This is a genomic window from Labilibaculum sp., assembly GCF_041595635.1.
Lineage (GTDB): Bacteria > Bacteroidota > Bacteroidia > Bacteroidales > Marinifilaceae > Labilibaculum.
Map to the genome: position 1 here is coordinate 1 of NZ_JBFHJW010000014.1, position 13,942 is coordinate 13,942.

General features: G+C 34.9%; 12 protein-coding genes and 1 pseudogene. 8 read left to right on the forward strand and 5 right to left on the reverse strand.

Annotated elements, in window-relative coordinates:
• Positions 1-129: pseudogene (locus ABYT26_RS06035) on the forward strand (hypothetical protein); the annotation flags it as partial.
• A gap of 97 nt (positions 130-226) precedes the next feature.
• Here the strand turns inward: ABYT26_RS06035 and ABYT26_RS06040 are convergent.
• From ABYT26_RS06040 to ABYT26_RS06050, 3 genes are all read right to left on the reverse strand, one after another.
• Positions 227-631: a hypothetical protein gene (locus ABYT26_RS06040; RefSeq protein WP_372751994.1), complete on the reverse strand. Its 405-nt coding sequence runs from the start codon at positions 629-631 to the stop codon at positions 227-229.
• 61 nt (positions 632-692) lie between these two features.
• Positions 693-983, reverse strand: coding sequence for a YciI family protein (locus tag ABYT26_RS06045; RefSeq protein ID WP_372751995.1), 291 nt, complete (start codon positions 981-983; stop codon positions 693-695).
• 12 nt (positions 984-995) lie between these two features.
• Complete coding sequence (locus ABYT26_RS06050) at positions 996-1,649, reverse strand: hypothetical protein (RefSeq protein ID WP_372751996.1); 654 nt, start codon at positions 1,647-1,649, stop codon at positions 996-998.
• Between the two features lie 218 nt (positions 1,650-1,867).
• Between ABYT26_RS06050 and mfd the strand changes: the two genes are divergently transcribed.
• Positions 1,868-5,218: a transcription-repair coupling factor gene (gene mfd, locus ABYT26_RS06055; protein ID WP_372751997.1), complete on the forward strand. Its 3,351-nt coding sequence runs from the start codon at positions 1,868-1,870 to the stop codon at positions 5,216-5,218.
• A 36-nt stretch (positions 5,219-5,254) separates the two neighbouring features.
• On the opposite strand, the gene ABYT26_RS06060 is transcribed toward mfd, so the two are convergent.
• Entirely contained in the window at positions 5,255-6,361 is a 1,107-nt protein-coding gene (locus ABYT26_RS06060; protein ID WP_372751998.1) for a PAS domain S-box protein, read from the reverse strand.
• 196 nt (positions 6,362-6,557) lie between these two features.
• On the opposite strand from ABYT26_RS06060, the gene ABYT26_RS06065 reads away from it, so the two are divergent.
• The 6 genes from ABYT26_RS06065 (at position 6,558) to ABYT26_RS06090 (ending at position 13,332) form a co-directional block, all read left to right on the forward strand.
• Positions 6,558-7,295, forward strand: a complete 738-nt coding sequence (locus ABYT26_RS06065; RefSeq protein WP_372751999.1) for a type III pantothenate kinase — start codon at positions 6,558-6,560, stop codon at positions 7,293-7,295.
• A 248-nt stretch (positions 7,296-7,543) separates the two neighbouring features.
• A complete protein-coding gene (locus ABYT26_RS06070) occupies positions 7,544-8,881 on the forward strand; it encodes a tetratricopeptide repeat protein (RefSeq protein ID WP_372752000.1) in 1,338 nt (445 codons plus the stop codon).
• Between the two features lie 4 nt (positions 8,882-8,885).
• Positions 8,886-9,455, forward strand: a complete 570-nt coding sequence (gene lptC, locus ABYT26_RS06075) for an LPS export ABC transporter periplasmic protein LptC (RefSeq protein ID WP_372752001.1) — start codon at positions 8,886-8,888, stop codon at positions 9,453-9,455.
• A 41-nt stretch (positions 9,456-9,496) separates the two neighbouring features.
• Complete coding sequence (locus ABYT26_RS06080) at positions 9,497-9,700, forward strand: hypothetical protein (protein ID WP_372752002.1); 204 nt, start codon at positions 9,497-9,499, stop codon at positions 9,698-9,700.
• Positions 9,701-10,957 (forward strand): hemolysin family protein, encoded by a 1,257-nt coding sequence (locus ABYT26_RS06085; protein ID WP_372752003.1) that lies wholly within the window; start codon positions 9,701-9,703, stop codon positions 10,955-10,957.
• A gap of 251 nt (positions 10,958-11,208) precedes the next feature.
• The gene (locus tag ABYT26_RS06090; RefSeq protein ID WP_372752004.1) at positions 11,209-13,332 is read left to right on the forward strand and encodes a SurA N-terminal domain-containing protein; all 2,124 of its coding nucleotides are present in this window, start codon (positions 11,209-11,211) and stop codon (positions 13,330-13,332) included.
• A 151-nt stretch (positions 13,333-13,483) separates the two neighbouring features.
• Here the strand turns inward: ABYT26_RS06090 and ABYT26_RS06095 are convergent, their stop codons facing one another.
• The gene (locus ABYT26_RS06095; protein ID WP_372752005.1) at positions 13,484-13,930 is read right to left on the reverse strand and encodes a GatB/YqeY domain-containing protein; all 447 of its coding nucleotides are present in this window, start codon (positions 13,928-13,930) and stop codon (positions 13,484-13,486) included.
• Positions 13,931-13,942 lie beyond the last annotated feature (12 nt).

Below are 13,942 nucleotides of genomic sequence, written 5' to 3' on the forward strand. Positions count from 1 at the left end.
ACCGATGGCAATGTCCGAATCCTAGAAATCAAACCAGACTCGCTACACCAGCGTGTTCCTTTCTATACAGGATCGACCAATATGGTGAAGAAAACCGAGGAGTTTTTACACTTCTTCAACAACATCTGATATCGGATTAAAAAAGAAAAAAGATCTAACACACTACTAAAACAAAAGCCACTTCAATCGTGAAGTGGCTTTATTTTCTATATCAGGTCAACTCGTGTCAGGCAAAAATACTTTTCCCCGGCTCTAAATCGAGCTGACTAAGAATCCTATTCAATTCGAGCAAGGAGGATTCATCAATTAAACCCACCTCTATTTTCATTTCCCGTCCCTCTGTCTTTAGAATGTAATTTCCGGCAACAGAACTTATCGACTCTATTTTAGATAAATCCATTGCTTTGGAAAACAAAGATTTCTTGTAAATTTTTTCCGCTTCGATCACCAAATACTGATTTCTCGATTCATAAATATAACGCCCCACATAAAGCAAGCTAATAAGCAAATATCCATAATCAATCCATCGCAATTCATCAGTACTAAGTAAACTCAAAAAGCCTAAAAAAGCCCAGGCTAAACCAAAATACAGCTCGTATCTCAATCTTTTCTTTTTGTATTGTATCTTCATTTGTTCTTAATTAAATTCTGTTGGTCATGACTTCCCTTTTTTTCAATTTAGATCCTCGCAATCACAGCTCCAGCAAACAGCTTAATTCTTTACTCGTCATGCTGGGAATAAATTCGGTAATGCTGTAATCGGCCAACTCATTTTTGTGAAAGGGATCTTGAGCCAATATTTTCTCTAGTTGTTTTTTATCCTTTAGTTGAGAGAGGATCACTCCGCCTGTACGTGGCACTTTTCGTCCCGAAGCCTGAAAATTTCCAAGAGCATATTGTTCCTTCAAATATTCAACATGATTGTTCAATTCTACTTCTACCCGTTCCATGGGCACTTTGTAAGTTAATGATATAATAAACATTCTTTTTCTGTATTAATTTTTCTCTAAGTCTCCTTGCTGTTCAACATCAATATCATGAAGAGTAAGAAGATAAATTGCAGCCCACAGCCGATTCTTCACAATTCCAGAATTAAATCCTTCATGAACAAAAATAAAAGCACCTAAACCGATCGCGCCACCTGAACTTAGAATAAAATCATGCAAATCTTTATACCGACTATCCTTTTCTCCCAACTGACTTAAATAATCCATATACAAACCGGAAATATTCAGTTGAGAATCTTTTATCTGATCTATCTCAGTTAACTTTTCATCACAAATGCCTTCTCCATTTTTAATCCAACACCAAATACTATTGTAAACATCCTGATCAACAGTTTTCAAAAATTGATACTTTTCCACATCAGTAAACGGAGCATGCCATACTATATTTTTCTTCAAGCTATTGTTTAATGAATCAAAATACTCATGATAAGCTTCCTCAATGTTCTCAGAATTAGTTTTCGATACAAGCCTATCATCTACATAAGCAACAATTGATTGTAAGGATTCAATCTGCTTTGCATTAAAAGTGGCTATTAGTAAAGGATCATTGTTCAGTTTAATCCTCTCATTCGAATTATCCTGACAGGCTATCAACATCAGTAACAATGGCAACATAAAAACCCAAATGAACTTTCTCATCATTTATAAAATTTATATTCCGAATAAACAAGGCAATAATCATAACTCAATTATTAAATATAAACATTATTTCCGATCTCATAATTAACTATAAACAACAAAACATAAATCTGCGTTCCAATGCTCAAAATAATTTTGATCAATCCTTATCCACAGCTCTTTTAATTTGTTCCAAGAATATTTTCCCTAAATTTGCGGATCAATAATAAAAGCACAAGGATTTGGAACTAAAGGAACTTATACAACTATTCTCTGAGCATCCTGCTCGATACAGCATCGAAAAATACCTGGAACAAAAGTCGAAGTTTCAGCTTCACCTAAAAGGTTTGGTGGGCTCTTCTCTTCCGATGTTAGTTTCCGCTTTAAAGCCGAGTAATCAGGCTCACATTTTCCTTTTTAACGACAAAGAAGAAGCGGCCTATTTTTACAATGATTTGTGCAATTTGTTGGATGAAAAAACTGTTTTGTTCTTTCCTTCCACCTACAAGCGTTCGGTTCAATACGAAAAAACAGACAATTCGAACATTATTCTTCGTGCCGAATGTTTGAACCACTTAAACGCCAAGAATCAATCCATTTTCCTCATTACTTTTCCCGAAGCTATTATCGAAAAAGTAATCAGCGAAACGCAATTGAAAGAAAATACCCTCACCATTAAGGTAGGAGAGAAATTATCGCCCGAATTTGTGGAAGAAGTACTAGTCGACTACGAATTTGAACGATGCGATTTTGTGGTAGAGCCCGGACAATACTCCATCCGCGGAAGTATTATAGATATTTTTTCCTTTTCGGATAAGCAGCCTTTTCGAATTGATTTTTTTGGCGAAGAAGTGGATTCCATTCGATTGTTTAATGTAGAGAATCAACTGTCCATCGAAAAATTAAATTCGGTAAACATCATTCCTAACATTCAAGATAATTTGCTGAAAGATTCCCGAATCTCCTTTCTTTCTTTTGTACCAAAGAATACAACTTTTTGGTGTAAAAACCTGCAGTTTTCTTCCGATCGAATTCAATCGATGTACGAAAGCACCATCGAAAAACTACCCGTTATGCAATTGGGTGAAGATTCGGTTGCCACAAAAGATTACCTTATAAACAGCAAAGAATTCATGGATCAGCTGGCTGATTTTTCCACTTTGGAATTCGGACAGAAATTCTTTTTCAATGCTCAGGAAGAAATTCTTTTTCAACAGAAACCTCAAACCTCTTTCAATAAAAACTTTGAACTGCTAGGTGAGCATTTGCTTTCTAACAATTCAAAAGCGGAAACAAATTACATTCTTTCCGATAATCCAAAACAGATTGAAAGAATCCGTTCGATTTTTACCGACAAAGGAATTGAAGTTGAATTCCAAGATGTAAATCAAACATTGCACGAAGGTTTTTCCGACAGTGATTTGAGAGTTTCTTTCTTCACTGATCATCAGATCTTCGATCGATACCACAAATTTCAACTAAAAAACGCCAGTGTTCACAAAGCCAAAGAGACGGTTAGCCTAAAAGAAATTAACCGACTACATCCTGGCGATTACATTGTTCATTCCGATCATGGAATTGGTCGATTTGGTGGCTTGCAACGAATTGATGTAAACGGTAAATCGCAAGAGGTAATCCGTTTAGTCTACAAAGACAACGACATTTTGTTTGTCAGTTTGCAATCGCTTCATAAAATTTCAAAATACAAAGGAAAAGATGGCTCTTCGCCAAAAATATACAAACTAGGAACTGGTGCCTGGCAAAAATTAAAAGACAAAACCAAAGGCAAAGTAAAAGACATTGCCAAAGATCTAATTGCTCTTTATGCACAACGAAAATCCGAAAAAGGATTCTCGTTTAGTCCCGACACCTATATGCAGCAGGAATTGGAAGCCTCCTTTATTTATGAGGATACGCCCGATCAGGTAAAGGCAACCATTGCTACCAAAGAAGGCATGGAATCGCCCTATCCTATGGATAGATTGGTATGTGGTGATGTTGGCTTCGGAAAAACCGAGATTGCCATTCGTGCCGCCTTTAAAGCCGTTGCCGACAACAAACAGGTAGCAATTCTGGTTCCAACCACGATTCTTGCTTTTCAGCATTTCAAAACATTTCACGATCGATTGAAAAACTTTCCTTGTAAAATCGATTACATCAGTCGTATGCGAAAAGCAAAGGATCAAAAACAGATTCTGAAAGAACTTAAAGCCGGACAGATAGATATCATCATCGGAACACACCGAATTATTGGGAAAGACGTTCAATTTAAAGATTTAGGTCTGCTCATTATCGATGAAGAGCAGAAATTTGGCGTATCCGTAAAGGAAAAACTGAAACAATTTAAGGTGAATGTGGATACCTTAACTTTAACAGCTACACCAATTCCCCGTACTCTTCAATTTTCCTTGTTGGGAGCCCGCGATTTGTCCATCATCAATACGCCACCACCAAATCGTTACCCAATTATGACCGAGATTCATAATTTTAACGAGGATATTATTCGTGAAGCTATCAGCTACGAAGTGGAACGAAACGGACAAGTTTTCTTCATTCACAATCGAGTTCAAAACATCAAGGATGTGGAAGCGATGATTCAAAGAACAGTTCCTGGCGTATCAACAGTAGTTGCTCACGGCCAAATGGATGGTCCGAAATTGGAAAAAATTATGCTTGAATTTATCCGTGGCGATTATGACGTTTTAATTGCCACAACTATTATTGAATCGGGCCTCGATATACCAAATGCCAATACCATTATTATTAATAACGGGCAAAATTTTGGCTTAAGTGAACTACACCAGTTACGAGGTCGTGTTGGCCGATCGAATAAAAAAGCATTTTGTTACCTGCTAACTCCTCCTCATGATTCCATGACTCAGGAAGCCAGACAGAGATTACAAGCCATCGAAAGTTTCTCTGATTTGGGAAGTGGTTTTAATATTGCCATGCAAGATTTAGATATTCGTGGAGCCGGTAACTTGCTCGGCGGCGAGCAAAGTGGTTTTATTGCTGATATTGGTTACGAAACCTATCATCGAATTCTTAACGAAGCCTTGTTGGAATTAAAAGAAAACGAATTTAGACACGTTTTTGAAGATGAAAAAAAAGAAGAACAGAAAGAAACCATCCGTTTTATTTCAGAATGCCAAATTGATACTGATTTAGAAATTCTTTTCCCCGAAAGTTATGTAGAAAGCATTTCGGAACGAATTCGCTTGTACCGAGAATTAGATAATATTGAAACAGAAGAAGAAATTGAAAAATTCACCCTTCAGTTAAAAGACCGCTTTGGCGAACTTCCAGAAGCATGTGTAGAATTACTAAATGTGGTTCGCTTGCGTTGGATTTCTTTAGATTTAGGAATTGAGAAACTCATTCTGAAAAGTGGCAAATTAGTTCTCTACTTTATTTCCGATCAGGAGTCAGCCTTTTACAAATCGGCTCAGTTTAGTAAGGTCTTGCAATTTCTGCAAGCACAAACCGTTCCCTGTAAAATGAAAGAAGCCAAAAATCGCTTAAGTCTTCGCTTCGATAAAGTAAAAAACATAAAAAAAGCCAGCGAAATACTGGCATTAATGAATCAGATATAATTTCAAACTCCTATCCTACACGATAGGAGTTTATTTTTAATGACATATATGATCGCGAATGTAACAAACAACTCCTGTTTCTTCTCCTTTTTCATTGCGGAGCAGACTAGATCTCATCTTCACTTCCTGCATTTTTCCTTTTAGCTTAAGCCTAAACTTAGTGTCGTACTTTTCATTTTCACGCACAGGAAACAATATATCATTACTAAAAGATGTTTCCTTATCAGTGACAAATAAATTTTCGTATTGCATACCGAGTGCCTTACTTTCAGTTATATCAAATATTCTTTCACAGGCCCGATTTGCAGATTTCACTCTTCCATCTAGATCAAAAGTCAAAACTCCATCAACAAAATTATTAATGATATTTGCTTTCTCGGCAAGTAATTGACGGTAAGCAAACTCTTGAGTAATATCGCGAACAATCAACTGTAAATTTTTCTTGCCATTAAATTCAATTTGAGCTCCAGTTAATCCAACATCAAATAATTGGCCGTGAATGGTTTTTAGCTTTAAATGAGTATAGGATATTCCCGATCCCATAGCAATAGAATTTTCAAGTCCTTCTTTAAAAACTGCAGCATATTCATCGGCTACAAAAGATAATAAAGGCAAGCCCATTAAATCCTCTATGTAAGCGGTCTTAAATAATTTCAAGCCCAAACAGTTCAGATATTCTATCAAACCATTTTCATTAATTACAATAATGGCTTCAGGCGAATCGGTAATAAAATTTCGGAAACGCTTCTCTCGCATCTTCTGATCCAAATCAAATTGATGCTTATAAAATGCAAGCTCAATGGAAATTCCCAACTCCTTTTTATCAATTGGTTTTACCAGATATCCATAAGAATGAATATTGATTACCCTCTGAATGGTGCTTTCTTCAGTATCACTAGAAAGGAAAATAACAGGAATATCAAACTTGGTTTTTATTAACTCTGTTGTTTGAATTCCATCCAAACCACCATCCAAATGAACATCCATCAGAATAATATCTGGTTTTACTTTCTCACACAAACGAATGGCTTGTTTTCCATCTTCGACAATTCCAATCAAATCGTAACCGAGCTCTTTCAAAAACATCTCGAAGATTGTCGAAATTAAGCTGTCATCCTCTACAATTAAAATTTTTTTCATCATCAATTTACAATTGAATATATTGGTACCAATCCAACACAAGGGGTGAACAATCACATAAAATTTTAAGCTTGAATAATATAGAAATTAAATTCCAATTTATAATGAATATAAAAAACTTAAAAATCACATGATTAATATGCCTAAAGTTTACTATTTTTAGCCGATTTTACAAGCTATTTACAATAATTTACTGATTTTGAATTTAATCATCGACATAGGGAACACACAAATAAAGGCTGCCTTTTTTGAGAACAATAAAATCCTTAGGCTTAAAAACTCGAAGACAGGGGAAATGGAATTTATTACTGATCTTGTTTCCAAATACGAGAACATTCAACACATTATTATATCTTCAGTTCGAGAGTATCCAGAAAAATTGGTCAATAGTCTTCAAGAAAAAAATCGACTTGTCTTGTTTTTTAATGGTGAAATTGAAACTCCCCTCGAAAATTTATACGAATCGAAAAGTACACTTGGCTACGATAGATTAGCCGCTTGTGCAGGAGCTAATAGCTTGTATTCAAACAAAAACTGCCTAGTAATAGATGCTGGTACGGCAATTACTTTCGACTTTGTAACAGAAAAGAACCAATACCTGGGAGGTTGCATTTCTCCAGGCTTACAAATGCGATTTAAAGCCTTACACCACTACACTAAAAAATTGCCAGAACTTATGCCAGACGAGGATTTTCATCTAATTGGCAAAAATACCAAGGAAGCAATTGTATCTGGTGTTCAGAATGGATTGATTTTCGAAATCGATTCGTACATCGATAACTTGCAAAAAAAGCATTCCGATTTGCAAGTTATTATTACGGGAGGCGATGCAAATTTCTTAAGCAAACATCTAACAAACATGGTTGATTTACAACCACAAATTGTAGCAATAGGTTTGAACAAGATACTGGAATATAATTTGTTAATTCGCTATTAAATTAAGAATTATTTTTTTGCTGCTTTGTATTTTATTTATAGTTTTGCAAAGTACTATAAAATGTAGATTTACTATACTATTTCAAAACTTGTACTAATTTTTGGTATGAGTTTTGCAGTTTTAGTCCTGATAAAACTAAAACTTTCGTTATATTTACCCCCTTAGTTGTTAAAAAAAGGTATTTTAAAAAACATAGGTGAGATTTTAGTTTGATAAAAAAAGCAACTTGATTATAAAAAAATAATAACATGAAGACAAAACTTTTAATCGTAACAATGGTTCTTTTGTTTTCAAATCTGTTCACAGTAAAAGCGCAGACTTTGGAATCAAAATATGGGTTGGATAGTGCTCAAACAATTTTAAATGCTTCTCTATACATCGAGATGGTAAAGCAGGGAAATTTTAAAGATGCACTCAAAGGGTGGAGATACGTTTATAATAATGCACCAGCTTACCAGAAATCAACCTATATTAATGGGGTGAAAATAATGGAAGGATTGTATCGCTCTTCTAAAAATGAAAAATACATCGATACCTTAATGATGGTGTACGATAAACGAATTAAATATTTTGGTGCGAATGGTAAATATTCCAAAGGTTGGATTTTAGGTCGTAAGGGAGGAGATTTGTTCGCTTACAAGAAAAAAGATATTGCCTCTGTAAAGGAAGCTTATTCTATTATGAAAGAATCCATCGAAATTCAAGGTTTAAAATCGGAAGCTAAAGTTATAGCCAATACAATGGAAGCATCGAAAGTTCTAGTTCAAAACAGTGAAATAGAACCTGAAGAAGTTATCGACAACTATCTGCTTTTTATGGATATCGCGAAAAAGCAAATGGATTTAGAGAAGAATGCTGCTAAAAAAGACAACATTAACAACGCAAGATTAAATGTTGAGCAAATCTTCTTTGCTGCAGGAGTTGCTGATTGTGAAACTTTGAGCAATATCTTCACACCTAAATTTCAGGCCAACAATAGCGACATGGTTTTAATCGACAAAATCTTGAGAATGTTGAATCGTCAGGAATGTGAAGATGGAGCATTGTATGCTGCGGTTGCTGAAAGAAAATATGAGTTGGAGCCAAACGCAGATGCTGCACACAACTTGGCTAAAATGTTCATCAAGAAAAAAGAATTTGATAAAAGTAAACAATACTTAGTTAAAGCGATTGAACTGGAAACAGATGCAGAAATCAAAGCTGACTTGCATTTCAAATTAGCAAATATTCATTTCTACGACAAAGAATATAGCAGTGCTAAATCTCAAGCGTTAAAGGCAGCTAGTTTAAAATCAAATTGGGGACTACCTTACTTATTAATTGGTAAAGCTTATGCTGCATACAGCAAAAACTATGGATCAACTCCTCTTGAAAAACAATCTGTTTATTGGGTAGCTGTTGATAAGTTCTTAAAAGCAAAAGCTATCGATCCTGAGTGCGCAACTGAAGCTCGTGAATTAATTAATACTTACGCAAAATATTTTCCACGTAAAGAAGAAGCTTTCTTTGAAGGTATTAAAGAAGGTGACACTTATAAAGTTGGAGATTGGATTAACGAATCAACCAAAGCAAGGTTAACAGAATAAGACATTGAGAAATATCAAGAATATTAGTAAAAGCATTGTAGTCCTTTTGGGGATTACAATGCTTTTGTCTTGTGAAAACAGTATCAAGGAGGTACAAAATATCACAAAAACAGATCAAAGTCCCATACTCTCAGGCGAGGATGTTGAATTCATTTTTACCGATTCAACCCGAATTAAGTATCGTGCATTTGCGGTTGAATTCACCCAAATAAAAACAGAGGATACTCAATACGACGAATTTCAAAAAGGAGGCAAAATAATTTCCTACGAAAAAGATGGTTCGATTGCTGGAGAAATTAAAGCGAACTACGCTAAACATTTTGTAAAAGATGAATTGTGGGAACTTCGAAATAATGTAGTAGCTGTAAGCGATGATGGCAAAACAATCAATACTGAATTGATGTATTGGAATCAAGGAAAAGGCCTCATTTACTCCGATCAATATGTAAGAATTACCACTGATGACGGACAAGTTTTAGAGGGGAATAGTTTTTCTTCAGATGACAAAATGAATAGAATTGTTCTTAAAAAAGTACAAGGTGAAGTATATTTAAATGACGAAACAGAACAATAAGAGGAAAATCATACTATATTGCAGGTAAAATCAATATGAAAATGAAACAAAAACTACCTTTTATCCTAGAGCTAATCTGGTTACTTGTAATGATAACAGGTTTATTAGCTGCCATAAGTAAAACTTTAACGGTAGGATTTTCCGATAGCATTTTACTGTATGTAATTTCAGGAATTGCAGCTTTAATGTATGGGTGGAGAAGATATTTACGAAAATCACAAGAGAAAAACCAAGCTGAAAAGTAAATGAGTGAGCTGATCATCATTGTAATCATGTTAACCTTATCCGCATTTTTCTCGGGAATGGAAATTGCATTTATCGCAGCCAATAAGTTGCGTATGGAACTTGACCGAAGTAAAAATACGATTTCGGCAAAGGTTATTTCTATTTTCTCGCGTTTTCCGGGTCATTTCATAAGTACATTACTTGTTGGGAACAATATCGCTCTTGTGGTATATGGAATTCTTATGGCCAAGCTTTTAGAACCAAGCATAGCTATATGGGTTCATACCGAATCGCTCATTTTAGCGATACAAACTGTCGTTTCGACCCTACTAATTTTAGTCACAGCCGAATTTATTCCCAAAACACTTTTCAGAATTAATCCCAATTTAGCATTAAACTTATTTGCCCTTCCGGTGATGTTTTTCTACATCCTTTTTTACCCAATTACTTCGTTCACAATATTTTTATCGAAAAATATTATTCGCAAAGTTTTTAAAACCAACATCAGCGAAGACGAAGAAACTCAAGCCTTCGGAAAAGTAGATTTGGATCATCTGGTTCAGGAGGGACAAGAGACACAAACTATTGCCGAAGATGATCTTCATGATATTAAATTATTCCGAAATGCCCTCGATTTTTCGAAAGTAAAACTGCGTGAATGCATCGTTCCCAGAAACGAAATTCAAGCCTTAGATATCAATGGCAGCATTGAAGATGTTACTCAAAAATTTATCGAAACAGGCTTTTCACGAATTTTAATTTACAAAGAATCTATCGATAACATTATCGGTTACATTCACTCATCGGTTATTTTTCGAAATCCGCAAAGTATCAAGTCAGGTCTAACAAATATTATTATTGTTCCTGATACCATGCCAGCCCACAAATTATTGAACCTATTTACTCGCGAACATAGAAGTGTGGCCGTAGTTGTTGATGAATTTGGTGGAACAGCCGGTATGGTGACCATAGAAGATATCATGGAAGAAATTTTTGGTGAGATAGAAGATGAACACGATGAAATTGACCTGGAAGAGCAAAAAATTTCCGATACAGAATATATTTTTGCAGGTAGATTAGAAATTGACTATCTAAACGACAAATACGAACTTAACCTACCTGTATCTGAAGACTTTGAAACCTTAAATGGATTCCTTTTGTTTACTCAGGAAAGCATACCCGATTTTAATGAAACCATTCGCATCGAAAATTTTCACTTTAAAATTCTGGAAGTAAGCAATACCAGAGTAATAAAAATAAGACTTACCATTCACTAATCGCCACCTATTTTTACACTTCAATTCAGAAGAAAAAAAGATCCATTTAAGCGAATACAAACAACTTAAAGAGAGTATAATTTATCGTTTACCACTAGGCAATCGACTCTATTTATGCAGATTAAATTAACTACTTCACAGTCTCTTTTTATTTTACTATAAAACCCCGAAAAGCTATTGGAATAAAAGGCTATGATTTCTCATTTTTTTGTATATTCGTAGCCTAATTAAGAATATTTAAATCTTTTTCGATGGCAACATTACAAAAAATAAGAAATCGTGGTGTTTTTATAGGGATCATTATTGGTGGTGCTCTTCTCGCATTTATTGCAGGAGATGCTCTAAAATCAGGTGGTTCGCTAATAGCAAACTCACGAAATGAGATGGCAGAAATTGCAGGGGAGTCAATCAACATTCGTGATTTCCAAAACCGATTCAATCATAGTTTAGAGGTTAGTAAACTAATGTCAGGACAGAGTTCGATTCCATCGGAAGAAACAGAACGTTTAAGAGAACAAGTATGGCAACAAATGGTTCAGGAATTTGTGATGAACCAAGAGTATGATGAGTTAGGAATCTCAATTTCTTCGGAAGAATTATTTGATATGGTTCAAGGTCGTAATATTGATCCTACAATACGCCAGTTGTTTCAGAACGAAAATGGATTGGTTGACAAAGATCAAGTTATTGCAACTTTAAAGCAATTAATCTCGGCGCCTAACGGAACTCCTCAAAAAGCCTACTGGTTAAACATCGAAGAAGCAATCACAACACAAAGAGCTCTTACCAAGTACAATACTTTAGTTCAAAAAGGTCTTTATATGCCAAATGCACTAGCTAAAGACATGGTGGCTAAAGCGAGTAAAAAAGTTGATTTCAACTATGTGGTAAAAAGTTACAATTTAATTTCTGACAGTACAATTACAGTTTCAGACTCAGAAATTAAAGAATACTACAACAATCACCAGGAACTTTTTAAACAAACAGAATCAAGAAAAATTGATTACGTATCGTTTGATGTTGAGCCTTCAACAGAAGATTACAAAGACACAGAAAAGTGGATTTCTGATTTAAAAGCTGATTTTATTAAAGAAAACAATAACATTCAATTCGTAGAATTGAATGGAGATACCGATTTTAACTCTTTCTACTTTAAAGCAGGAGAAATTAGCAATTCTGAACTTGGTGCGTTCACAACTTCAGCCAAAAAAGGTGATATATACGGTCCTTATTTTGAAAATGAGACTTATAAAATGGCCAAAGTTAATGAAGTAAAAATGCTTCCTGATTCGGTAAAAGCACGTCATATTTTAATTCGCCCTATAAATGGTGACTTTAATAGTGCTGAAGCTAAAGCTGATAGCATTAAAGATTTACTCAATAAAGGATCTCAGTTTGCCAAGTTGGCCAAAGAGAATTCTGCAGATCAAAATTCCGCAGTAAATGGTGGTGATCTAGGATGGTTTACACAAGGTAAAATGGTTCAAGCCTTTAATGACGCTGCATTTTCTTCATCAAAGAATGAAGTAAAAGTAGTTATGACTCAATTTGGAGCTCACGTAATTCAGGTTACTAACATGAGTAAATTGGAACGTAAAGTTCAACTTGCTATTGTTGACCGTAAAGTAGAAGCCAGTCAAAAAACCATTCAGCTTGCCTATGCAAAAGCTCGTACTTTTGCCGGAAATAATATTGAAAGAACTTCATTCTTGAAAGCCATCACAAGTGAGAATCTAAGTCGTAGAAGTGCAAACCTTAAAAGGGATACTAAATTAATTCCAGGACTAGAAAACTCTAGAGAATTGGTTAGAGCTGCATACCAAACCGAAGACATGGAAACTATCCTTTTAAATAGTGATAATTCTGCTGTTTTTGAATTTGGAGACAAATTTGTTATTGCCATCTTATCGGACATTAAAGAAGAAGGAATTGCATCTGTTCAAGATAAAGCTGCTGAAATAAAAAGAGCTGTGAGAAGAGATAAAAAAGCTGATCTTATTATTGCTGAAATGACAAAAAGCAGTGTTGGCGCTCAAAGTTTACTTTCGGTAGCACAAAAAGAAAACTTGGAAGTAAAAACAGCTACTGGCATTAGTTTTCAGTCGTTCCAGATTCCTGGAGCAGGAATAGAACCATCTGTAATTAGTACTGCATCAATGCTTGAAAAAGATAAAATCTCGACTCCAATAAAAGGAAATCAAGGTGTTTACATGCTTTCATTAACCAACGAAAATGTTGATGAAGTTTCGGATTTGAGTGTTGAAACTTTTAAATCAAGATTAGAGCAAGGTTACCAATACCGCACCAATTATCAAGCGTACCAAGCATTAAAAGAAAATGCGAATGTTATCGATAAAAGATACAAGTTTTACTAGAAAGTAGAACCAAAAAAAAAGTGGGATGATCATGATCATCCCATTTTTTTTTGCCTAATAATTTACTATTCCTACATAATCGTTACAGATTTTTAAACAAAAAAAAAGGTTTAGTTTTTAGCTAAACCGCTCTTTTTTAGATGTAAAAACACTAAGACAAAAGCTCTTTCACTTTATCGGCAATGGCTTTTCCATCAGCTTTTCCATTTAGTTCTTTGGAAGCCATACCCATTACTTTTCCCATTTCCTTCATAGAGGTAGCTCCTGTTTTATTCACTATTTCCTGAACTGCAAGAGTCAAGTCTTCATTACTCAATTGAGCAGGAAGGTATTGCTCCAGAAAGCCCAGTTCTAACAATTCTTTTTCAGCTAAATCTTCACGCCCTCCCTCAGAATAAGTCTTGGCAGAATCTTTACGTTGTTTTACCAATTTCTGAATAATCTTAAGAGCTGAATCGTTATCAAGCTCATGTGTTCCTGTTTTAGTCATTTCTAAGGTAAATCCAGTTTTCACGGCCCGAAGCGCTTCTAAACGTGCTCTTTCTTTTGCCTTCATGGCAGTTTTAATATCTGAATTAATCTGTTCTAATAAATTCATTACTATATGTAT